The 22,166-nt window shown below is 57.1% G+C and carries 19 protein-coding genes and 1 CRISPR repeat array (1 of these 20 only partly in view); of the genes, 7 read left to right on the top strand and 12 right to left on the bottom strand.

What is annotated here, in order from left to right:
• A CRISPR array of direct repeats spans nt 1-4; the repeat unit is 36 nt (it extends 1,295 nt beyond the left edge of the window).
• A 314-nt stretch (nt 5-318) separates the two neighbouring features.
• Genes ACYQ2T_RS02475 through cmr1 form a run of 7 tightly spaced genes read right to left on the bottom strand, consistent with a single transcriptional unit; the run spans nt 319 to nt 7,457 of the window.
• Nucleotides 319-933, bottom strand: coding sequence for a hypothetical protein (locus tag ACYQ2T_RS02475; protein ID WP_459898167.1), 615 nt, complete (start codon nt 931-933; stop codon nt 319-321).
• Entirely contained in the window at nt 926-1,798 is an 873-nt protein-coding gene (gene cmr6, locus ACYQ2T_RS02470) for a type III-B CRISPR module RAMP protein Cmr6 (RefSeq protein WP_459898166.1), read from the bottom strand. The genes ACYQ2T_RS02475 and cmr6 overlap by 8 nt, the downstream gene beginning before the upstream one ends.
• A complete protein-coding gene (gene cmr5 / locus ACYQ2T_RS02465; protein ID WP_459898164.1) occupies nt 1,799-2,251 on the bottom strand; it encodes a type III-B CRISPR module-associated protein Cmr5 in 453 nt (150 codons plus the stop codon).
• Nucleotides 2,251-3,087, bottom strand: coding sequence for a type III-B CRISPR module RAMP protein Cmr4 (gene cmr4, locus ACYQ2T_RS02460; RefSeq protein ID WP_459898162.1), 837 nt, complete (start codon nt 3,085-3,087; stop codon nt 2,251-2,253). The genes cmr5 and cmr4 overlap by 1 nt, the downstream gene beginning before the upstream one ends.
• Nucleotides 3,088-4,206: a type III-B CRISPR module-associated Cmr3 family protein gene (locus ACYQ2T_RS02455; protein WP_459898161.1), complete on the bottom strand. Its 1,119-nt coding sequence runs from the start codon at nt 4,204-4,206 to the stop codon at nt 3,088-3,090.
• The gene (gene cas10 / locus ACYQ2T_RS02450) at nt 4,199-6,154 is read right to left on the bottom strand and encodes a type III-B CRISPR-associated protein Cas10/Cmr2 (RefSeq protein WP_459898160.1); all 1,956 of its coding nucleotides are present in this window, start codon (nt 6,152-6,154) and stop codon (nt 4,199-4,201) included. The genes ACYQ2T_RS02455 and cas10 overlap by 8 nt, the downstream gene beginning before the upstream one ends.
• Nucleotides 6,147-7,457: a type III-B CRISPR module RAMP protein Cmr1 gene (gene cmr1, locus ACYQ2T_RS02445; RefSeq protein ID WP_459898159.1), complete on the bottom strand. Its 1,311-nt coding sequence runs from the start codon at nt 7,455-7,457 to the stop codon at nt 6,147-6,149. Before cmr1 ends, cas10 begins: the two co-directional genes overlap by 8 nt.
• A gap of 168 nt (nt 7,458-7,625) precedes the next feature.
• Here cmr1 and ACYQ2T_RS02440 point away from each other — a divergent pair, with 168 nt between their 5' ends.
• Complete coding sequence (locus ACYQ2T_RS02440) at nt 7,626-8,129, top strand: hypothetical protein (RefSeq protein WP_459898158.1); 504 nt, start codon at nt 7,626-7,628, stop codon at nt 8,127-8,129.
• Nucleotides 8,130-8,874: 745 nt separating this feature from the next.
• Here ACYQ2T_RS02440 and ACYQ2T_RS02435 read toward each other — a convergent pair.
• Both ACYQ2T_RS02435 and ACYQ2T_RS02430 read right to left on the bottom strand, forming a co-directional pair.
• Nucleotides 8,875-10,218 (bottom strand): sigma 54-interacting transcriptional regulator, encoded by a 1,344-nt coding sequence (locus ACYQ2T_RS02435; protein ID WP_459898157.1) that lies wholly within the window; start codon nt 10,216-10,218, stop codon nt 8,875-8,877.
• Nucleotides 10,219-11,332: 1,114 nt separating this feature from the next.
• Nucleotides 11,333-12,190: an AraC family transcriptional regulator gene (locus ACYQ2T_RS02430; RefSeq protein ID WP_459900077.1), complete on the bottom strand. Its 858-nt coding sequence runs from the start codon at nt 12,188-12,190 to the stop codon at nt 11,333-11,335.
• A 208-nt stretch (nt 12,191-12,398) separates the two neighbouring features.
• On the opposite strand from ACYQ2T_RS02430, the gene ACYQ2T_RS02425 reads away from it, so the two are divergent.
• The 6 genes from ACYQ2T_RS02425 to ACYQ2T_RS02400 all read left to right on the top strand — a co-directional run bounded on the left by ACYQ2T_RS02425 (nt 12,399) and on the right by ACYQ2T_RS02400 (nt 18,114).
• A complete protein-coding gene (locus tag ACYQ2T_RS02425; RefSeq protein WP_459898156.1) occupies nt 12,399-13,586 on the top strand; it encodes an iron-containing alcohol dehydrogenase in 1,188 nt (395 codons plus the stop codon).
• Between the two features lie 39 nt (nt 13,587-13,625).
• Complete coding sequence (locus ACYQ2T_RS02420; protein WP_459898155.1) at nt 13,626-14,663, top strand: alpha/beta hydrolase; 1,038 nt, start codon at nt 13,626-13,628, stop codon at nt 14,661-14,663.
• Nucleotides 14,664-14,812: 149 nt separating this feature from the next.
• Entirely contained in the window at nt 14,813-16,009 is a 1,197-nt protein-coding gene (locus ACYQ2T_RS02415) for an MFS transporter (RefSeq protein WP_459898153.1), read from the top strand.
• Between the two features lie 202 nt (nt 16,010-16,211).
• The gene (locus ACYQ2T_RS02410; RefSeq protein ID WP_459898151.1) at nt 16,212-16,625 is read left to right on the top strand and encodes a cupin domain-containing protein; all 414 of its coding nucleotides are present in this window, start codon (nt 16,212-16,214) and stop codon (nt 16,623-16,625) included.
• A 105-nt stretch (nt 16,626-16,730) separates the two neighbouring features.
• Entirely contained in the window at nt 16,731-17,480 is a 750-nt protein-coding gene (locus ACYQ2T_RS02405; protein WP_459898149.1) for a carboxymuconolactone decarboxylase family protein, read from the top strand.
• A 175-nt stretch (nt 17,481-17,655) separates the two neighbouring features.
• On the top strand, nt 17,656-18,114 hold the full coding sequence (locus ACYQ2T_RS02400) for a GNAT family N-acetyltransferase (protein WP_459898147.1): 459 nt from the start codon (nt 17,656-17,658) through the stop codon (nt 18,112-18,114).
• Between the two features lie 187 nt (nt 18,115-18,301).
• Here ACYQ2T_RS02400 and ACYQ2T_RS02395 read toward each other — a convergent pair whose 3' ends face one another.
• From ACYQ2T_RS02395 to ACYQ2T_RS02385, 3 genes are all read right to left on the bottom strand, one after another.
• Nucleotides 18,302-19,150, bottom strand: coding sequence for a glycine betaine ABC transporter substrate-binding protein (locus tag ACYQ2T_RS02395; RefSeq protein ID WP_459898145.1), 849 nt, complete (start codon nt 19,148-19,150; stop codon nt 18,302-18,304).
• A 122-nt stretch (nt 19,151-19,272) separates the two neighbouring features.
• Complete coding sequence (locus ACYQ2T_RS02390) at nt 19,273-20,652, bottom strand: radical SAM protein (RefSeq protein ID WP_459898143.1); 1,380 nt, start codon at nt 20,650-20,652, stop codon at nt 19,273-19,275.
• 59 nt (nt 20,653-20,711) lie between these two features.
• The gene (locus tag ACYQ2T_RS02385) at nt 20,712-21,968 is read right to left on the bottom strand and encodes a M24 family metallopeptidase (RefSeq protein ID WP_459898141.1); all 1,257 of its coding nucleotides are present in this window, start codon (nt 21,966-21,968) and stop codon (nt 20,712-20,714) included.
• Between the last annotated feature and the right edge of the window lie 198 nt (nt 21,969-22,166).

Genomic DNA, 22,166 nt, shown 5'->3' with positions numbered 1-22,166 from the left:
TGAGACTTGCTTTCAATTACCCTATAATTCAAGGCAGTTGCAAGGGCATTTTCGTGGACGTCGTCTTTTTTAGGCTTCTTTTGGCAGTTTTCCACAGACGTCCATTTTCGTCCTAGGTCGAGTTTCTTTCTTTGCCTGTAAATACAGGATCTTAGGCTGGGATGAAAACCCTGTTCTCCACACCCTTCCAGCCGGAAATCAGCAAAATCGACCTAAAATTTTTTCGTACCCGCAGACCACTGCCACGCCTTGCTTTTCACCCCAAAAAAAGGCGCAGAACGCAGGACCATTGCGCCCGCGCCCTTCCTTCATACCCACTCAGCTTGCCGATTCCGGCGAAATCCGAACCTCGGACTTGATTTCAATGCCAACCTTACCGCCAAGGTCTGGTGAATTGAATTCTACATTTGTCTTTGTCTTCTTCATATCGGATGTATCTTCTGGCTTAGGAGGACGCAAACACATCGTCACTGTATACAGCTTTTGCCTATTCTTCATGTCGACTTCGTTCTGAACATCATACTCAACTTTTAACGGCAAATTTTTATCTTCATTTTTTGATTTACCAAATTGTTGTGCAAGTGATCGAACATCTGCTTCACACACGACTGGGATAGGATTTCCATTCGTACCAAACTTTTCCAGTTCAACGTTATTTCGCTTGAATATGACTTCCATATAGTTAGGAAAAGATTTAATCCATTGCCCTTGGAGATTTACAAAAGCAAAAGCTATGTTTGTTAAAATCACACAAAAGGAAATATAAAAAGATGCCGAATCCATACCATCCCAAAAATCTGTCTCTAAACCTAAAACTGCCAATTCAAACCGAACAATAAACACGACAACAATCAATAAGACTACGCCTGTCGCATTTAAATATCGCAACCTTACGAATTCACTAAAGCTATCCCCCTTCTCCAACTCACTCACTCTTCTTCCCCTCTATTTCTTCAAGCGCAAACCGCCCAAATCCAGACGATGTCTTTGCGCCTATGCCGTACAGCTCAAGGCCTTCTCTTAACTTTTCTCCAATATCACCATCCACAGCTTTCTCCTGCGGCAACAACAGGTCGATGCGAAACTTCTGCCCCGCCTCCACAGTCAAGAACTGGATAGGCACAGGGTCATACCAGTCTGCTGGCGGATTATTGGGCAAATCACCGTCACTCGCGCCATAGTATGGCCCATAGTGCGGCGTCATAACGTCCATGGCGAGTTGGACCTTATTTCCCGAAGGAATAACATCCATAAACACAATCTCGCCCATCTGCCCAGCCGTGCCGAACAGCTTTTTCAGACGTGAACACCTTTCTTTCTCTTCCGCTTTAGGGTCTTTAGTCTCGTCAGAATCTCGCGTGTCGCGATGACATCCCCAATCACACCAATCTGACTCAAGCCACGCCCGAAGCATCCCCTTGAGCGAACTCCCCGGAATGTACGGCACGCCATAAGGGCGCATCCACGAAAAACCGTTCTCCTTAGGATGCGGCAACCCCATCCCCGTCACAAAACGCGATGTCGTCGTTGCCTCAAAACTCAACGCCCGACACCTCGCCCGCTTCCGCCACTGCGCAACCAGCGCTTCGCGGCGATCCATGAGGCCTGCGGGGACGGTGACGGTGGGGTGCAAAAATTTCTTCTCAACATCCTTACCCCAATACCCTTTATCTTTGGCTACGAAGGCAAACAACGTATCATGAAGAAGCGAGTTGAACGTGAAATCCGTTTTCTTTCCCAGATAAGCCTGCAGCTCTTTATAAAAGACTTTCTCAATCTTGGGGGTCTCACTTGGCATTTATTCCCCCCCATCTTTGTCTTGCTTCTCTGAGCGCTCTTCAACATCATTCGGATTTGGGAGCATCGCGACAGCGTACTTTGAAAGCCATTCCAGAAGCGCAATAACCTCTACTTGCACGAGGTTATATGTGTCCCGCGACGAATCATTAATTTTTTTAAAAAAATGATGAGGGACTGTCTTCCAGCCATCTTGGTGAACTGGATGTTCAACAACCCAGCGAATCACATCACCAAGCAGTGCCTTTGCACCTTCGTCACCATTCTTCCGCTCGCCTCGCGCGTACAAGGTTGAAAGCGACTGCCCAAGACCACTCATGATGACAGATGGCCCTAAACCGCGCACAGCAGTACGATATTTTGCTTTTACTATTTCAGATTCTTTTTTATTCGCAATTCTCTTCACACATTCAAGCGCATACGCCGCCCGTTTCTGTTCATAAAACTGTTCCATTACTCGCCCCCCACGCGCATCATATTAAACCATCCCTGCCCAACTGTAGCGTTGCCGCCAACCTGTACGTAGGGGGTGTCTTCTAAGAGACATGTAAATTCCTCAACTCCATCTCTGCGCGCAGTAATGCCGCAATACATAATGGTATCTGCAGGCAGATGCTCTTCATACCAAAGGCCGTTGCTCTTCTTTGTTCCTTCTTGCAAAACATTTCGGGCCACAATCGGCACGCCAAACCGCACGAAATGAGTAAAATCTGAATCACTGAGCACTACGAGACGTTCTTTCAACTGCTTGCGAACGATTTCCACCGGAATCACCTTGTTCAATGACGCGACAATTGAATCCGACCCTTGGCCCAAACTCTTCTTTTTCAAGACCTCAAACAGTTGATCTTCAATAAGAAGCTTCCCATCACTATTCTTGTTTGCAGTGACGGCCTGACCAACTTTTTCAATCGCTGGCACGTTAAACGAAACTTCTTCACCAAACCGCTTCATGTCCCGCTTGAACCGCTCAAGCACCATCGGGCACGTAATCCACACAAAAGAACCCGTCATGCACCGGACCGGATACAACAAAATGCGAGCATCGGAGAAGCAAAGACGGCCTGCACTTTCAGCATCCTTGTCGCCAAACACATCGTTTTCATCTACCTCGGACTTGCCGCAATCACGCACATACTGCCGAAACGCCCCCTTCAACCCCGAGCCGTAAATCACGGGATAATCCGTTGCCGCCTCGCGGGCGATGGGTAAATCTACAACACCTTCACTCCGTCCCACACCAAAATGAATGGCGGTCTCTGCCACCATGCCGATTACGCAATTCTTCATCTATTCACCCTCCGCGTTCCACTGCCCAACGACAGCAACGCCAAATCCAAATTCAGTATCATCACCAATGCGAACAACATCCCCCACCCGAAGCGCCGCCGTCTCGCTTTTGCAAAAGAGCACAGCACCACCAATCATCAACGGGGAGCGCGTTTGCTTGCGATATTTCGCCCTGCCTTTTTCATCCCGTACATTCGCCCAGCCACCAACATGAAGAACCTTGCTCGTGACGGCGCATTTTAGCGTAAACGGCCCCTTGTCCGTTTTAACTGCGGACTCTGGAGTTAGCGTCATCCCACCAAGCTTCAGCGGGGTAAGCACGTACAACGCAAACTGCGACAGTGTGTCGCCACCCGCATTGAAAGACGCCGGGATGCCCTCCGCCTTCAACTCCTCAATGCTTGCCAACCGCCCTTCACCGCCAAATGGCTGGGGAGTGGACGGAGCTTGGTAGCCGTCTTTCAGTCCTTCAATACCGCACACCAGCGACACGTCTTTACGAAGGCGCACATGCTTCGTGGTGTAGAGCGCGTTCTCCTCCGTGGTCAGTGTCTCCGCGCTGCGCCGGATACCAATGCGAGATTCGCTCTCCCAAAGCTCCGAAACGGGGAGCACATCGTCCTTGGCTGGGTGCTTCCCGTTGAGCATTTTCACAAGCCCGTCGCGCGATACGTACAGGTCATCGCGAACCTTTGCGGCGGGATTATGCGGCTTCATTTCCGGAATGCTGATAGGCCTCTCGTAAAGGTCTGTCAGATACTTCTCGCCGGACGGCCACGCCATGGCACACGGCACCTTACCCTCAAAGTACAAACTCTGGGGTACGGGAAAATACAGCTCATCGCCCTTACAGAGATGCGGTCCGGAAAACCGCAGCGGGCCCGTCTCGTTGAAATCACCAAGGTCTTTATTCCAGACCTTTTCCCAACGGGAACGGCCATCCCAGTCTTTCGAACGCGCAAACGCCGCGCGCAGGCAACCTGTTACGGTAGAGGCAAACGGCGGAAACAAACTCTTGAAACTACCGAGCGCACTCTCATCAATATGCATGGGACGACCATCGCGAAAGAACCACGAATCAACAGGCTCCATGGAAAAGAAACGGCGGGAATCAGTCATTAATCAGCCCTCCGTGCTGCTGCAGAAACCGCGCGAGAAGCATACCGGACGGCTGAAAGCTCTCTGGGGGCTGAGATTTTTCCACCTCTACCCACCTCATCGCATCGAGGAATTTCTTGGCGGCTGTTTTGATTTCTTCCTTAGATAAATCATTACCACGGCGCTCAACGGAGCGCTCGTACTCGCTCTTGATAATCTCTTCCATACCAATGCTCTTTGGGAGCTTGACCTTGTCATGCTTCAACTTGGGATCGCGTACCAATTTCTGAAAAATACCCAGTATGCGGTGCGTGAAGCTGCGCGAAAGCTGTTCATCATCCAATGCCTGTCGCGCCCCAAGGATGTCATCAACCTGCTTCCACTTCCCACGCCACCGCACATTATCGCTCCCGCCCTTGAGGACAGTCACAGCACAAGCAGCACGCCCCGCCTCTTCCTTGGCAATGTCATCAAGCGTATGGTGCGCCTCGGCAATCACGTCCATGAGCGGAACGTTGAACCGAGCAAACACAATGCCTGCGGAGATGGTGGGGATAGATTCGGGATTTCCAGGAGGTAACGCCTCGCAATAGAGCGTTTTCAGCTCTCGTGCCGCATCCACAGCCGTGGACACTGGCAGAAGCGCAAGCACATCATCGCCACCAGTATAAATGGTATAGCCAGCGCGAGCTTCAATGATGCCCGGCACGCCTTTACAAAAATCCGCGAGCTGTTCGGAGAGTTTTTGAGCTTCGTCGGGATTTTTGCCGTGAAAGAGATTTCCAAGGCGGTCACCATCCATGAGCAGAACGGCATAGAAAGGAGACGGACGGCCTTCGGCCTTGGTGTAGAGGGTGCGGAGCTTTTTGGCGAGTTCATTCGCGATTACAGGCCCATCTATGCCCGCGTTCGGTTTTGAAAAAGCATTGCGGGTCCACGACTGCAATAGTGCGGACTCGAAGAGGTATTCACCGCCGAGATTCTCAAAAGTATAAAGTTCACCAGTAGAAGATGCCGCGCTTTCGCCTACGCCAAGAAAGGCACCACGGAGTGTATTGCCTGGCATCTTCTTGGCAGCATCAAACACATCTTTAGGGTAAGAACTAAGTTCATCATCAAGGGATTTGTTCTGGAGTACCTTCTTAAACTCATACCCCGCCAAATGCGCCGTTGAAGGCCAATGCTTGACGTCCAGCTTGTAGCCAAGAAGGGACTCGTCATCCTTCGCCAGCATCGGGAAAAGACGCTTTACCAAGGCGACAGCGCAAAGCCGCTCAAATTCCGGCAGGTCGAAAGGCGAGACGCCTTGCTTGTGGTCCTTGCCGGCCTCCCGCCGGATGCGCGTCCAGAACTTTTTCTGATCATCGAAAGCCTTACGCCCACCGGACGCACGGTCATACGTCGATATCTCCTGATATCCGCCCATGACCGAACACGGGTCGCCGCATTCATCATTTAAAGACGGCACGCGCCACGCTTTGCGCTGATGGAGCACGGCAAAGCTTGGGGATTCCGAAATAGCCCAATGAGTCTCGCCAAAGTCTTTAATCTGCTGGTCCCAAAGGGCCTTGATTTCAGCGGAACGACCATCGGCTTTAATTGCTGGCTCGATATATGAGTACACACCATCTGCAAGTCGCTTCCACGCGTCGCGGACTGCCTCCTCCGCTTTACGGGCGACCTCGCGAGCGCCGTCGTCAGTAACGCCACCCAAATCTACCGTAAAATGATTCGGCAACTGCCCAAATGTCGGTCTTGCTTCCGGAGGAACTTCTCCAGCAAATGCATTCAGCGTCTTGCCCTCAACATGAGGGCTAACAATCTTGCCGCCCTCATCTTTGGCCGCGCGCATCGCATGGGCAATCAGCCAAGACAAAACATACGACCCCGCCCACAAATCACGAGTCCGACGAGACTGCGCCACAAATCCCTGAACCGGGCCAATCGAGAAATGAAGATACTTACTCATTATGACTGTCCTCCGGTGCGGAGTAGAGGACCTCGCCGCCTTCAAAGGTTTTTATGAAGTCTTGAAGGATGTTCCAAGCGGCAGTAACCGGGATATATTTAAACGAAGAGACCTGCTTATCTCCTCTCTTATATGAAATTTCAAGCGTCTTCTCGGGCGGCAAAAATGTCGAAGTCAAAACGATTGCAAGAACTCTATATCCCTCACTGCTCGGGAATACATGAAACAAAATAGGCGCTCCGCGTCGCTCTGAATCTACTGGCTTTACTGTTGAACGCCCAACCTTCTTACCTTTGTCATAAGAATGAGGCAGGCCAAACACTGCACGTTGTGGGTGAGCGATACATCGTGGGCGTTGTCTTGGGTTCTCTTTGTATTCACAGTACCATTCATGGTCTCTTGGGAAATTCTGCTGAGCTTCCTTTCCACAAACGACACGCCTGCCGCTCTTGAGTCTGAACCCCCACCCCCTATAATGAGCCATTTCGAATCCGGCCATCCCCAGAGCATCTTCCGGACTACTTTCTTCTATCCCAAGATCAACGACCTGACATGGGCATCCATCTAGAGAACATCTTGAAAAGGCTGAATAGGGAGGCAATTCTGCGCACGTTTCGCCCCCCATTAGTGTCTTTATCCGTTCAAGAGCATCATCCGAGAAACCTTCATAGGACACATCATCCACAAGGAGAGACTTGATATTCAGACTACCAAACCCCTTCCTGCTCTTTGCACCAAGCCCACCGAAAGTTCCAAGTGCTATAAGAGCTTTACATAATGAATCTTTGTGCGCTACCTGCTTTTCAGTGAGCAAGCACTGTATGGTAAAGTCGCTAGGCTTCTGAAATACGCCATGCTTCAGTTCCTTTCTAAAATTTGCGACACCATAAGCAAAATATGTGAAACCTCCTTTCTTCTTCTCGTCATGAGGGACCACACTGCACTGCTCCTCCTTCGAGCCAGTCTTCCATTGGCTCGTATTCGTTTTCCCCACAAGCCGCATCAACATCCCCTGCCCAGTCGACGTACTGCCAAACAACTGAAACTCTTCTTCGCGAATCTTTTTCAAATCCCCTTTACAACGATTCCACGCCAGCGCCCGCCACCAGAAACGCAGCGCACCACGTATAGAACTCACGCGCAGCTCCGGCTTCGACTGGTCCGCACCAGACAAAAACATCGGAGTAACAACGCTATACGTGGCGCACACCTTGACGCCCTTACTCATATATCCCCCAAGCTGTTGTTTTTTAGGGGAATCAATACCTTCAACACCGCCATGAGTAAAGAGTATGAGATGCACACAGACGCGCCTCTGCCCGCGTCCCCCTCCTCTTGCCCACCGCCTCAGCCTCAGCTATACCGCCCGGAGCGAACCTTCACGTTCCTCTTTGATCATTGCCCTAAGCGGTTTTTCATTCCTTAGGCAGGCTCTTCATTCAACGCGCGGCAACACAAAGGAACGAAGAGCATGGACGACAACACAAAGAGGTTCTCTGGAGCCAAGACTCTAGGGGCGACGTATTCGGAGAAGAAAACCAGGCGCACGGAGCGGTTGCTCCCGAAGACGCTCATCAGAAAAGCCCACCTCAAGGCATACGGGATACCGTTCACCCTGAAGCGATTCCTTGAGTTCATTGAGGCTGGCATCGTGAAACCATCGGATGCAACCCAGCGTGGCAATCCTCAGTTTGGCTTCAACCTTGTTGAGCTCTATGATCTTGAGAAAATCGCCAGAGACGTCGCCGAAAGGCCTGAAAGATACTCGCAGACACTGGAGACTCCCAAAGAGCCAGAGCGCCCCGTTTACGGCTATTTCAGAGTCTACAAGACCAACAGCCATGGCGAGCGTTTCTACCTCGGCGACGAAGAGTTTGAAGGGATCAAGAAAGGAAGCTGGATATACCTGGCTTCGGGAGAACGAAAAAACCCGAACTCCCCGAACATCACATGGTTCTACGAGGATATGGAGTAGTCCCGCACCCTTTTTGTTTTTTCACATCAGGTGTGCGTGATTATACATAGAGCCCCCCTGGGGGCACCCCCCTTGACCATGGAGGGCCCCTCTCCCCATCTAAGGGCATGAAGTAAAGAATTTCGCCATTCGGCTATTTTTTTTACTCAGTCCCAATGCTGGGGGCTCGTTTGGGGGTTCGACAGAGCCTGTTTTGAAGAAAAATCTCGGATGGCCGAGGGCTTAGACGACAACACGAATCCCTCCCCCTCCGCCAGACGAACACGTAAGCCTCGGTACTTCCGGGGCTTTTTTGTGTCCCCCTGCCGAAATCCGCCGTTTAATACAGTGCGGTAGTACAAAGCCGTCCGAAACCGGACTGAAAGGCGGCGCGCAAAATGTACTCAAGCTCTCTGCAAGCTCAAGCACACTCATACGCTGGCGGGCGACTTTCTCTGCAGCTTTCATGGGGCCTTCATCGTGAGACTGTACCCCAAAATCTGTCTGAGGACTAACCTAGTAGGTCATATAGACATTGTTCCTCCTGAATGCTCTTGCAATGATTTTGATTTTCATAATCAGCAAACAGCGTGCCAGAAGGCAATACGCAAAAAGCCAGCACCAGCAAGGGTTTTGCGACGAGCGAAGACGAACGGGAGAATTCAGATTGGGAGCTTTTCTTCCCGTTTTACACACGAAACGCCACCTAGCCCATGCCAGCCCTGCGCTCTCAGCATGTGGGCCCAATCGACCCCATGGTGGGGCGCTATTCTCCCACTTTCCCTTTTCGCTTCAGAGAGTAGCGCTGCATCTTATCGTAGAGAGTGCGGCGGTCGATACCAAGGCGGCGCGCAACGGCTGTGCGTTTCCAGCCACTGGCATCCAGCTCCTTGCGCAGGATGTCCTTTTCCACAACGCCAAGGCGGGACTTGAGGGTGCCGTAGGTGGGCGGCTCCTGCGGATGTTCCTCAGGAAGACTTTGCTCCGGACCTACAAGCTCCGCGGGAAGCTCGCCGAGGGTGGCGTAGCGCATGGCCACGTTGCGCAGTTCACGGACATTGCCTGGCCACGGATAGTCCATAAGCCGGGTCAGCGCCTTGCCCGGGATGGGCTGGGTGCATTCGGCTTGCTCAAGAAAATGCCCAAGAAGAAGGGGGACATCCTCCCGGCGTTCGCGCAGCGGGGGAATGGTGAGGGGCAAGATGTTGATACGGTAGTAGAAATCGCGGCGCATGGCTCCCTTGGCGACCATCTCGGCAAGATTGCGGTTGGTGGCCGCGACGATGCGGATATCCGGTGTCAGCACCCGCGCGTCACCAACAGGAGAAAAACCGCCGCCCTCAATGGCGCGCAGGAGTTTCACTTGTATGGGCTGAGGAATCTCTCCAACTTCATCAAGGAAAAGCGTTCCCCCGTCAGCCTGCTCAAGAAGCCCGGCGTGGGAACGGTCTGCACCAGAAAAGGCTCCCTTGCGGTGGCCGAAGAATTCGCTCTCCATCAGGCATTCAGGTATGGCGCCACAGTTCACGGCGATGAATGGACGGTGTGCCCGCGCGCTCGCAGTATGAAGGGCGCGGGCGGCAAGCTCCTTGCCTGAGCCGGACTCACCCTGAATCAACACACACTCCGAAGACGTGGCAGCCTTGCGAATGGTTGCTATCACCTCCCGAACGCCGCGCGACCGCCCAATGATGCCCAGCTCCACAAACTCGCCAGCCGCCGTGGTCGGTTCCTGATTGGCGGCGCTCTCCACCAACGCCTCAAGCGCTGAAGCCTCGAAAAGCACCCCTTCAATGTGGGCAAGATTTCCATCCACATCATAGACACCGCGCCCCGTATCTATGACGTACACATCCTGCCCTTCGTCCGTCCGCAAAAGGTACCGAAAGGCATATGACGCCCGGCGGCGCTCGGCATCGTCGATAGTGGCCCGGTAGCGCTCCACGTCGCGTGGGTGAACCATCTCCTCAAAGGACAACGGCGCCCCATCCATCAGGTGCGCCGCATGGGTCCGCAAAAGGGGCAAGTAGCCATCATCTACATGCAGCAACGTAAAATCAGGCGCGGGCGCGCGTTTGTAGCCGGTGCCCCGGACACCTGATGCAGGCACGACACAGGTTGCCTCCCGCGTACCGGGACGCCCTGCAAGTGAGACGGGGCGGTAGAAGCTCGCGGTCAGGCGCTGACCCCCAAGGGTGAGCGAGAAGCTTTTTGCAAGGAGCGGTGCGGCGTCGTGATCCTGTAGCGGAGAGAGGACATCAACGCACCATCCGTCGGTCCCAAGCCGCCTTTGAGCCTTGCGTGAAAGTGGCGCGTGGTGCTGCCCAAGGTGCGGAAACGGACGCGGGGCCGTGCTGGCCAGCTGAAGAAGCGAATTCTGCTTTGTCCCGGGGACAATGCAAACAATCGGCGCCCCGCCGCCATCATGCAAAACGCCCCGCTCTCCAAATACGCCAAGCAGCCCCGCAAGGCGTGCGGCGCTGGCATGAACGCACGTGCGCGGCGCGGAAGTCTGTTCCAAAAGAAGAAGCACGCCGGTGGACCGAAACGCCGCAAGCCCGCACCGGACACTCTGAAACCGCCAACACGCCGTCCCAACGCGGAATGTTGTCGCATACGCCGAAACAGTGTGAGACAAGGCAACATGACGCCTCAGCGCCGGATACGCGCCTAAGGCATCGTCAATGGACGCCCCAACGCTCAGCGCATCGCTCAATCCTTTGGGGAGCCGCTCCGGTCCGGCTATATGCCGGACAAGACCGTCCATATCCATGTACACAGCCCCAAAACTACAGGGCCACAGGGCGCCCCCGGGCGGACTTGGATGAGAGGGGAAAACAGTGTTCTGCATGAGGTGGTACCGATTGCGCGTTTACAATTTGAAAATGACTTTGAATTTCTTTCTCAAATACGCGTCAATAGGCAATTCCAGCGCTGATGTCCAGTGGAGGGGGGGGGCACGGACGCGCCGCCGCGGCCGGCTTCCCGGCGCTCGCTCTTCTGGCGGCATCAGGCGGCACCGGACAAGGCCTCCCAGCTTCCTCGGGGTGGAGCATGGCTCCGCCCCGTCTTTTTTCCCTCGTGCTGGCCGGGTCCATACATCCCCCCCTTCCGCCACAGCACACGCAAAACACCCTGAGACATTCAGTAACGTCTCAGGGCGTTTTGCGTTGTGTCCCAACGGGCAGCATCTCCGACACGGCAACGTCTCTGGCCGCGCGTTCTTAGACGGCGGAGCGCATTTCGCGCATGAGCTCCGCAGGGCTTTGCCCGAAGTGGCGCTTGAACTCGCGGCTAAACTGCGAGGTGCTTTCATACCCCACAGCATCGGCGGCGAGGTAGGCCTTCATATTCTGCTGCACAATAAGGTCGCGCGCCCGGGTCAGGCGGATTTTTTTCAAGTAGCGCAGGGGCGAGTCCGCCGTGATGTCCTTAAAGGCCTTATGAAAGGCCGAAACGCTCATATGCGCGGAGTCCGCCATTTCCTGCACATTAAATTTTTTGGCGTAGTTGCCTTCCAGCAGGGAAATCACCCGCGCCACCTGCGAGTAGGTGTTGCCGCCCTTGGCAAGGGAATACAGTACCGGGGCTTGGCTGCCGCACAGGGCGCGGTAGTACATTTCGCGCACTAGGCCCGGGCCAAGGATGCGGGCCTCCCGCTCGGAGCGCAGCGTCCGCAGGAGCTTTACCGCCGCGTCCTTCATGTCCTTATCCATGGCTGAGGGACCAATGCCCAATGGCGAATCGCCGCCTCCAAGCTCAACGGAGCCGGGGCGCTCGTCCATCTGGGTTATCAGGTCATTGAGCTCGGCCATGTCGAGGTCGATGTACAGCCCAAGGAGCGGGTCGCGCTCACCGGGGAAGGACTCGCACTCAAAGGGCATGGCAACGGATGTGACAAGATAGTTGTCCGCGTCGTAGCGGAAAAACACCCCGCCGAGCGTTCCTTCCTTGTGCCCCGATGCCACAATGCAAATTCCAGGATTGTACAACATTGGCCTGCGCCTAACGTGCTTTGTATCCTTAAAAAAACGTACGCCCGGCAGGTTTGATTCAACGGCCCCGCCGTCGTTCGTTGCCATTTCATGAAGCAATTGAACCAGTTCTGACATATGGCCTTCCCTCCTTGAGTCTGCTCATCCTACAGACACCACTTTCCGCTGCGGTTCAAGCCTCTCGCGCCATCCAGAGAGGATTGGGCAAACTTTAGAGAGAAATGTGTGTTCAATCCCGCCAGCCCTCCCCGTAGAACTGTCTCCATCGACCACATGAAAACACAAGGAGTGGGGAATGAATTTTGAATTTCACAATCCGACTCGAATCATTTTTGGCGCGGGCAATCTGACCCGGCTTGGAGAAGTGGCCCGCGAATACGGCGCAAAAGCCCTCATTGTCACCGGCGGCGGCAGCGTGAAGAAAAGCGGTGCGTTTGACCGCGCAGTGCAGAGCCTTACGGCCGCAGGTGTTGCCTCTGCCGAGTGCGACGGCGTGGAGCCAAACCCGCGCATCACCTCCGTCATCCGCGGCGCGCAAACCGCCCGCAGTCAGGGCTGCGATGTCATCATCGCCATCGGCGGCGGCAGCGTTATGGACGCGGCAAAAGTCATCGCCGCCGCCACATTCTACGACGGCGACCCGTGGGATATGATTCACCATGGGCAGGCGGATGTCCACGTTCCCCCAAAAGCCCTGCCCGTCATCACGGTTCCCACGCTGGCGGCCACAGGGTCCGAGACCAACTGCGGCGCGGTGATTACCAACGAGGAGACGAAGGTCAAATCCTTCATCCAAATTCCCCTGCTCTACCCCAAGGCCGCCATCATGGACCCCGAGCTTACCGTCAGCGTGCCGCGCAATCAGACGGCCTACGGTGTGTGCGACCTCATCACCCACGTAACCGAAGCCTACTTCAATGGCATCGACAGCACGCCCCTGCAGGACCGCTTTGCCGAAGGCGTCATCCTCACCGCCATGCAGTGGGGACCGAAAGCCCTCGCCGACGGCGCGGACATTGAAGCGCGCACGCACATCCAGTGGGCGGCCTCTGTGGCGCTCAACGGCTGGGTGCAGGTGGGCACCAACGGCGCCTACCCCGTGCATATGCTGGAGCACACCCTGTCCGGCCATCATGACGTCACCCACGCGGCGGGCCTGTCGGTCATCAACCCCGCGTGGATGCGCTTTGCGGCCAAGACGAACACGCCAAAGTTCGTCCAGTTTGCCCAGCGCATCTTTGGCCTGACGGCAACCTCGGAGAATGATGTGTCCTGCGCGCTGGAGGGGATTGACCATTTCGAAGCATTCCTGCGCTCCATCGATTGCCCGACCCGGCTGAGCGAACTGGGCATCGACGACACCCTTTTGGAGACCTACGCCCGCGACACGCTGCGAATCATCCACGATGAAGACGGCAACCTGCCCGGGCGCCCGCCCATGAGCGCCGCGGACATCGTCTCGATATTCCGGTCCGCCTTGTAGGCGCACGGCCACACACCACAGCCCATGCAGGAGGACGCCTTGCGCGCCGCATCACTGCTCGCCGAAAAAGGAGCGGCCCTGTTGCCGGTCCTGCTTCTGGTTCTTTTCACAACCATGGCCCATGCGGAGGACACCATGACCTGGGACAAAACATACGCACAAAGCGACAACGTCATCCACGAGAAGGTGGAATTTCATAACCGGTTTGGCATCTTCATTGCCGCCGACATGTTCAAGCCCAAGGACTTTGACCCGTCCAGGGGCTACCCCGCCATCATCGTTGGCACGCCTTACGGCGGCGTGAAGGAGCAAGGGGCGGGCATCTACGCCCAAACCATGGCGGAGCGCGGCTTCGTCACCATCGCCTTTGATGAATCCTACAACGGCGAGAGCGGCGGCTTTCCGCGCCAGACCTCATCCGTTGAAGGCTTTGTGGAGGACTTCCACGCCGCCGTGGACTTTATGGGAACCCGCCCCTACGTGGACCGCGAACGCATAGGCGTCATCGGCATTTGCGGCAGCGGCGGCTTTGCCCTCAGCGCGGCGCAGGTCGACAGGCGCATCAAGGCCATCGCTACGGTCAGCATGTATGACATGAGCCGGGTGAAGGCCAACGGCTGGATGGACTCGTGGTCCGAAGCGGACCGCAACGCCTACCTCGACGAACTCGGCGAGCAGCGCTGGCGGGAATATGCGGGCGGCGAGGTCAAAACGCTGGGCCTGCCGGAGACCATCGACGAGAATACCGACCCCATCACCCGCGAGTTCTACGGCTACTACAAGACGGAGCGCGGCCAGCATCGCCGGTCCACCACGCACTTCACCATGACCAGCGACATGGCTTTCATGAATTACAAGCTGCTTGACCGCATTGCGTCCATCTCGCCCCGGCCCATTTTGTTCATCATCGGCGAAAATGCCCACTCCCGCTACTTCAGTGAGGATGCGTTCAAAAAGGCCAACCAGCCCAAGGAACTTGTGGTCGTCCCCGGCGCCAATCACGTGGACCTGTACGACAAAGTGGACGCAATCCCCTTTGACACGCTGGAAGACTTCTTCGCCACGGCCCTGAAATAACCACACGCCGCTCAGCTGCGCATTCTGCGCAAGGTTACGACGGCAGGGCCTGCCCCACGCATGGCAGGCCCCGCCGTCGTCTCCGCCACGCCTACGCGTCCAATTTCTGGTGCAGCGGCATACATCTCAAGTACCGGTACCCCGTTTCCATGCAATCACACCCCAATGTCTTTGACGCGCGTCCCGCGCACTGGTCCGCGGTCTTTTCCCTGTTCCTTGGCGTTACCAGCCTTATTGCCGGGGAATGGCTTCCCATCAGCCTGCTGACGCCCATCGCCCGCGACCTTGGCATTACCGAAGGAATGGCGGGACAAACCGTCTCCGTTGTTGGCGCTTTTGCCGTGGTGACAAGCCTGCTGCTTGCCCCCCTGACGCAAGGCATCAACAGACGCCGCATCCTGCTGACCTTGTCCTCCCTTCTTGTGGCCTCAAACCTCATCGTCGCCATAGCGCCAAACTACGCCATTCTCCTCATTGGCAGAGCCCTTCTTGGCATCTGTGTGGGGGGCTTTTGGTCTATGTCCGCTGCTGTAGCGCTGCAGCTTGTGCCTGTAAGCGCTGTGCCCCGAGCGCTGAGCATCATCTACGGCGGGGTTGCGGCGGCTACGGTCATCTCTCTGCCTGTTGCCAGCTCCCTTGGGAACCTGCTGGGCTGGCGCGCCGTCTTTGGGCTGGGCGCGGTTCTCGCCGTGGCGGCCCTTGTGTGGCAATGGATTGCCCTGCCGCCCCTTCGCCCGGGCAAGGCATCCAGCTTTTCCAGCATGTTCGGCCTGCTGCGGCAGAACTGGGTGCTGCTTGGCATCCTTGCCACCATTTTCAGCTTTGGCGGCTACAATATGTTCTTCACCTACCTCCGCCCCTTTCTGGAGCGCACCCTTGCCCTCAGCCCTTCGCAGCTCTCCGCTGTACTTGGCGTCTTTGGCCTCGCCAACTGCATTGGGACTTTTGGCGCGGGCATGCTCTTTGAGCGGCGGTTCCGCGGATGCATGATTCTGTTGCAAACGGTGCTGGCGCTGACCGCCATCGTCCTGTCCTTCACCGACGGCGCCCTGTGGACGAACCTGCTGCTGATTCTCATGTGGGGGGTCTTCTGGGGCTTTATGCCCGTTGGTTGGAGCACATGGATTACGCGCACCCTCGCCGACCACGCCGAACTGGCGGGCGGGCTGTCCGTTGCCGCCATCCAATTCGCCATTGGCAGCGCGGCGGGCATTGGCGGCGTCATTGTCGATACCAGCGGCATAAACACCATCTTTTGGGCGGCAGCCGGGCTGTTTGTTCTTGCCGCCGTCCTCACCCGCATCAGCTTTGCGCTCTACTTCAGCCACACAGGACGCCGCGCCTAACGGCCGGCGTCCTGATGCCACATCTCCTTTGCCGGAGAGGATTGGGCAACATTCAAAGAGAATCCGCCAACCACACACGCGGCAATATGGCATATACTGCGCCTGTGTTTACTCAACAGGCGCCGGGGGAAATCCCGCAAGGCCCTTCTGGCGCCGTAAAGAGAATTACAAAAGAAATTCCCCAAAACCCACGGAGACCATTATGAGTCATTCCTTTCGCGGAGAAGGCATCTTTCCCACAGGCGGGAAAAATGACGCTTACGCAAAGTACTTCACCGGCACCAGCTACCTTGAAATGCTCTCGACCGAGGGTGTGGTCATCGGCAACGTGACCTTTGAGCCGGGGTGCCGCAACTGGTGGCACATCCACCACAAGGGCGGGCAAATCCTGCTCGTGACGGGTGGCCGCGGCTGGTATCAGGAAGCCGGGAAACCCGCCCGCGAGCTGCGCCCCGGCGATGTGGTGCACATAGCGCCCGAGGTCAAGCACTGGCACGGCGCGGCCAAGGATTCGTGGTTTGCCCACGTGGCGGTGGAAGTGCCCGCCGAGGGCGGCTCCAACGAATGGGTCGAACCTGTTAGCGACGAGGAGTATAACGCGCTGGACGCGCGCTAAGCCCGGGGCGCCCCCTCCACAGGCCCCGCCATTCCCCCACACCCCAAGGCGCCACAAAGGCGCGGACAACCACCAACACACTGCCTGCAATGCACGGAGGCCGATATGATCAGAAGGACGTCTGCATTTGCCATCATTGCCCTTGTTTTCACCTTCGGCCTTGCATCCGCAGCGGAGGCAACCATGACGACAAAACACACACCGGAACCAGCCCTTGATGCCCAACAGCAGGCCATCATCACCATTGCCGCCTTTACCGCCAGTGGTGACATGGACCGGCTGACCCCGGCCCTCAGTGACGGGCTGGACTCCGGGCTGACCATAAACGAAATCAAGGAAATCCTCGTCCAGCTGTACGCCTATGCGGGCTTTCCCCGCAGCCTCAATGCCCTTGGCGCATTCATGACCCTGACGCAGGAGCGCAGGGCCAAAGGCATTCTGGACGCCGAGGGCAAAGAGGCCTCGCCCCTGCCCGCCGACATGGACCGCGACGCCTACGGCGCCCGCGTGCGCGCGGACCTTGCCGGGCAGAAGGACATTCCCACCACGCGCGCGCCGTACCAAGAGTTCACGCCCATCATTGATACCTTCCTCAAGGAGCACCTGTTTGCCGACATCTTCGCCCGCGATGTGCTGACGCATCAGCAGCGCGAACTGGCGACCATCGCCGCCCTTGCGAATATGACCGGCACCGAAGGGCAGCTCTTTTTTCACTTTGGCGCCGCCATGAACACTGGCCTGACCACCGCGCAGATGCACGAGTTCATCCGCGTACTGGACACCAAAGTGGACACGAAACAGGCCCGCAGCGCGCGGGTGGTGCTGACCAAAGTCCTTGCCCAGCGAAGCAACTAGGCGCCACACGCGCCGCGCCCGCCAGCCCTCCTCCGCCCCGCAGGACCGATGCTGGCGGCGGTGCTGGCCGCAAACACGGTTGGGGCGCAGTGCCCCCCCGAAACCCCTTCGGTATTGCGCGCATTTGGGGTAGAGTCGGCTCGCACAAAGAGCCAATGCTCAAAGGAGATGCCCCATGCATATTTGTGAAGTTCCGCCGTCGGACGCGCCCCGCTCACTCCTTCTGCTGGCGGACCCGTCCGAGGACAAGCTCGCGTCCTATCTGCCGCAGTCGCGGTGCTTTGTCGCGCTGGCAGAGAAGGACCACCGCGAGGTTCGTGGCGCGTGCGCTGTGCTCCCTTTGCCGGATGGCGGGTATGAGCTTATGAGCATTGCCGTTGCCCCGGAGCATCAGCGGCGGGGCATTGGCTCGCAGTTGTTACAGCATGTGATAGGCGTCTTCCGCTACAGCGGCGCCCCGCGGCTGGAGGTGGGCACCGGGAGCTTTGGCTACCAGCTTGCGTTTTACCAGCGCCACGGGTTTCGGGTAACGGCCATCGACCGGGATTTCTTTGTCACCCACTACCCCCAGCCCATTTTTGAAGACGGCATCCAGCTCCGGGACATGCTGCGCCTTACGCTGGAACTGCCCTAGTCCGTCCAGAAGCCGCGCCCGGCGCCCTGTTTTGGTGTCACCGCGCCGTTGCCCTTCCCCCACGCATAAGAAAGGCTCCCCAGACAGGAATCTGTCCGGGGAGCCTTTGTCTGGCAATATAATCACCCGCCACAGCAGGTGCCGGGGGCGTGCGGCGCGGCGCTTTCGCCTGCGCACGCTGCGCCCGTTACTTGAACCAAGACTCGACCAATTCCGAATTGGCCTCAATCCACTTGGCCGCGCCCTCTTCGGGGTCGCCGGTGCGCTCGATGGTGGCAATGAGTTCTCCAAGGGTGCTATCAGTCATGAACCACGAGTTCATCCAGCCCAGAACCTCGCCGTAGTCCTTGTCAAAGCCCTTTCTGGTGATGAAGAAAATGTCGTCGCCTTCACCGTAGACGTTTTTCGGGTCCTTCAGGTACTTGAGGTCAAACTTCGCAAAGGCGCTGTGCGGGTTCCACAGGGTGACCACCACGTTCTTCTTGGCCTCGTATGCGGCCTTCAACACGCCGAGCATGGCCGGTTCCGAGCTTTCCACAAAGTCGTACTCAAGGCCGTATTCCTTCAGGGCGCCGCGGGTCATCTCGTTCAGGCTGGAGCCGGAATCAATGCCGATGATTTCGCCGTCAAACATCTCTTTGTTTTCAGCAAGGTCGGCCAGCGAATCGATGTCCACATAGGAGGGGACCACCAGCCCAAGGCTTGCGCCCTTGTACCAGGCATTCTGGATGTCAAAATCCTTGCCGTAGCGGTCTACAAGAGGCTTATCGGAATTGGGCAGCCACACTTCCAGCCCAACGTCCAGCGAAGCATTCGCCACAGCGCTGTACATAACGCCATTGCCCACCTGCGTCAGCACAACGTCGTAGCCGCGCTTTTCCAGCAGAATCTTCCACATGTTGGAGACCGCGACATTCTCGGCCCAGTTGTTCACGCCAAACCGAATCGTCTTATCCTGCGCATTGGCATGCTGCGGAAAAACGGACAACACACAGACCATGGCGACGAGCGCGCAAATTCCTTTCAGCCTCTTCATACATTCACTCCTTGTCTTGGTTTTGCCTTTTGATGGGGGGCCCAATTTTTCCCCACGTTCCACGGACACAGCGTCCTCATAATTCTGGCAGGGCGTCCGCCCAATGCTCAAAAAAACTCACTCTACAGCCGTTGAATCAGGTACAAATACAGCGGCAAGCGGCTCCACGTTTTCAGCTGCTTCAGCTCAAACAGCGTGCGCGCTGACGGCGGGCTGAGACACAGGGGCGACATATACACAGTCCCTTTCGCCTGCGCCGACCCACCAGCCGCACCGACCAACTCCAAAAACGCCGGGATATGCCCCTGCGGCAAGGCCTCGTCAAAAACGAAGTTCGCCGTGCATTCAATGGACGCATGCCGCGCGCTGATCTCCTGCATACGCTCAAAACAGCGGGCGACCTGCGCACTGCGCAGAGGTTTGCCGATGAAGTCCAGCGTCTGCTGGTCCACGGATTCCAGCCCCACGTTGATGTACACCGAGGCCCCGCAGGTCCCAAGGCGGTCAAAAAAGGCGTCATCCTTGGCCATCAGCGACGTCACACTGCCAAAGAGGAACACGCTCGCGCCCTGCATATAGGACCGGTCAATCCCCAGCCGCTCCCGCGCCTGACCGATTGCCCATAAAATCGTGGCGTCATCGGCGCCAAGGGCGTCGTGGTCGCCAAGGAACACGGCGTTGTAATTGATAAGGTCGCGACCATACAGCGCCGCCAACTGGTCCAACTGCCCGGCGATGTCCGCCCGCGAGCGGGTCCGGAAGGGCATGGTGTTTTTCACCGTGCAAAACCGGCATTTATACAGACAGCCCTGCGAGATATTCAGCGGAATGACGTTGTAGTCCACGTGCCGCGCATCCGGCGGCAGGACCGATGCGCGCCCGCCGCAGGCCGCAAACAGGCGCTTCGCCTTCTGGCGCAGGCGCTGCGGGGTATTGTCCGCCACCCGGCCGAGAAACGCGCGAAACTGCGGCGGCAGGTCATTGGCTTTACGCCGCACGGCCTGCACTTCATCACACCAACCGTCCAGCAGTGCCTGCACCGCAGGTATGGCAAAGGGGTCTGTGCCCAAAATGGCGTTGGACGCGTACGGCAGGTTCGGCAAATAGTATTCGCCGAAGGTCTTGAACACCTCGCTGTAGGGTTCCGGAATCCGGAAGGACACCTGCGCCGGGAACGGCGATTCCGTCAGCGTTTCCCACGAGCCGCCGTAGCCGCCGGTGGAATAGTACACCCAGTCGTCCCCAGCAGTGCGCCGGAGGTATTCAAGGTCGCTCGGCCATGCGCCGCCGCGGCCTTCGGCCCGGATAATGTCGCCCTCAAGGTTAAACAGCAGCCGCGCCGAGGGGGTTTCCACCTCGTGGTACAGCCCGTAGGTCACGGGCCGGCGCTGTTTGACGTAGGCGTTCTCGCCCCGCTTATGCAGCGTGATGCGCAGGTCGCCGCGTTCCAGTATTTGCGTGTCCGACATCTGGGTTTCTGGCATCTGGTTTTTTTCTGGCATCTGCGCTTCCGGCGTCTGACTCTTTACCGCTTCGTCATGCATTGTGGCGCCCGGCCTTACTACTTGAGCAGTTCGTCTTCAAAGGGATAATGCGTCAGCAGCGTGGTGCCGTGCTCGGTCACCAGCAGCTGTTCCTCCAGCTTCACGCCCTCGCGGCCGCCCTGCTCGCCAATGTAGGACTCCACACACAACGTCATATTCGGCTGGATAACGCCGTCGTATCCCGCGTCCGGAAAGTCCGCGCGGTGGTACAGGTAGGGATATTCGCCGGACATGCCCACGCCGTGGGCGGACAGGTAATAGCGGTTGGCGTGGTACTTTTCCGGAATGTCCCACGCCTTCTCGGCGTACTCGCGGAAGGTCATACCCGGTTTGATAATGCCAATATTGTGCTGGATCTGCTCATAGGCCACCTTGTACAGCGTGCGCTGCTCCTCGGTGGGGGCGTCCGGTCCGGCGTGAAAGGTGCGCGAAAAATCAGAATAGTAGCCATGGCAGCCCACGACGTCGGTATCAAAGCCGATGAGTTCATTCTCACCGATGACCTTGTTGGCCGACTCCTGAAACCACGGGTTGGTGCGCGCGCCAGAGCTGAGCAACCGGGTTTCCACATAGTCGCCATTCAGAGCAATGATTTCCTGATGCATCACGGACCAGAGCTGATTTTCCGTGATGCCGGGACGGATGGCCCCGCGCATTTTGCCCGTAGCCTGCTCCGTCGCCTGCAGCGAGGCGATAACGCACTTGAGTTCCTCGTCGGACTTCATGCAGCGCGCCATTTCCACAGGCTCCTGCGCGTCCACGATGGGGACGCCCTGCCGCGCCATTTCAATGGCGACGCCCGCGTTCATCCGCTCCAGCCCAACGCGCAGATCCGGCCCGACCAGCTCGCGCATGAGGGCTATCATTTTCTGCGCCCACTGCGCCTCGCGTTCGCGGATGTGCGGCCCGGCGGCCACGAAGCTGGCGGTCTCGGCGGGGCGGACCTCGTCGATGGTTTCCAGCCCGTCGGCAAGGTGCTCGCACCCCGTAAATTCAAACAGAATGCTCCTGTGTTCCGTCAGCAGCAAATAGCGCGAAGGCGCATTGCGGGCGGAAAACACCTGCATATTTCTGGCGCCTGTGGCGTAGCGGATGTTCACCGCGTCCGACAGAATCAGCGCGTTAACGTCGTATCGCTTCATTTCCCGGCGCACGGACGCCAACCGGTACTGGCGGACCGCCTTCAGGTCGATGCCCGCGCTCTCGGGCGCCACATCCACGAGTTCCGGCCAGTTCATGTACTGATTCTCCGCGTGCCATTCTATAAGAGCCATGTGTGTCTTCTCCCGGTGTATCGCTCCGCGCGGGGCATGCTTCGCCCCGGCATTGTGTGCTGTGAACGAGAAGAACCTATACGCCAAGAGCCCGACTGCACAGTGAGAACCTATCCGAAAAGCGTATAGGTCATAGACAACGCCCGCCCGCGCGCGTACGTTGCCCGCAGACCTCCCCCGGGAGCACGGAGAAAAATG

This window comes from Desulfobaculum senezii, from assembly GCF_054657395.1.
Note: the sequence above shows the minus strand (reverse complement) of the source record. Positions and strands in the feature narration are given on the sequence as shown.

Bases quoted from the DNA above. Each gene is read 5' to 3' on its own strand.
- ACYQ2T_RS02385 (WP_459898141.1), bottom strand. From the start codon at position 21,968: ATGGCTCTTATAGAATGGCACGCGGAGAATCAGTACATGAACTGGCCG.
- ACYQ2T_RS02425 (WP_459898156.1), top strand. From the start codon at position 12,399: ATGAATTTTGAATTTCACAATCCGACTCGAATCATTTTTGGCGCGGGC.
- cmr6 (WP_459898166.1), bottom strand. From the start codon at position 1,798: ATGCCAAGTGAGACCCCCAAGATTGAGAAAGTCTTTTATAAAGAGCTG.
- ACYQ2T_RS02415 (WP_459898153.1), top strand. From the start codon at position 14,813: ATGCAATCACACCCCAATGTCTTTGACGCGCGTCCCGCGCACTGGTCC.
- ACYQ2T_RS02430 (WP_459900077.1), bottom strand. From the start codon at position 12,190: ATGGCAACGAACGACGGCGGGGCCGTTGAATCAAACCTGCCGGGCGTA.
- cmr4 (WP_459898162.1), bottom strand. From the start codon at position 3,087: ATGAAGAATTGCGTAATCGGCATGGTGGCAGAGACCGCCATTCATTTT.
- ACYQ2T_RS02395 (WP_459898145.1), bottom strand. From the start codon at position 19,150: ATGAAGAGGCTGAAAGGAATTTGCGCGCTCGTCGCCATGGTCTGTGTG.
- cmr5 (WP_459898164.1), bottom strand. From the start codon at position 2,251: ATGGAACAGTTTTATGAACAGAAACGGGCGGCGTATGCGCTTGAATGT.
- ACYQ2T_RS02410 (WP_459898151.1), top strand. From the start codon at position 16,212: ATGAGTCATTCCTTTCGCGGAGAAGGCATCTTTCCCACAGGCGGGAAA.
- cas10 (WP_459898160.1), bottom strand. From the start codon at position 6,154: ATGAGTAAGTATCTTCATTTCTCGATTGGCCCGGTTCAGGGATTTGTG.
- ACYQ2T_RS02390 (WP_459898143.1), bottom strand. From the start codon at position 20,652: ATGCCAGAAAAAAACCAGATGCCAGAAACCCAGATGTCGGACACGCAA.
- ACYQ2T_RS02440 (WP_459898158.1), top strand. From the start codon at position 7,626: ATGGACGACAACACAAAGAGGTTCTCTGGAGCCAAGACTCTAGGGGCG.
- ACYQ2T_RS02455 (WP_459898161.1), bottom strand. From the start codon at position 4,206: ATGACTGATTCCCGCCGTTTCTTTTCCATGGAGCCTGTTGATTCGTGG.
- ACYQ2T_RS02405 (WP_459898149.1), top strand. From the start codon at position 16,731: ATGATCAGAAGGACGTCTGCATTTGCCATCATTGCCCTTGTTTTCACC.
- ACYQ2T_RS02400 (WP_459898147.1), top strand. From the start codon at position 17,656: ATGCATATTTGTGAAGTTCCGCCGTCGGACGCGCCCCGCTCACTCCTT.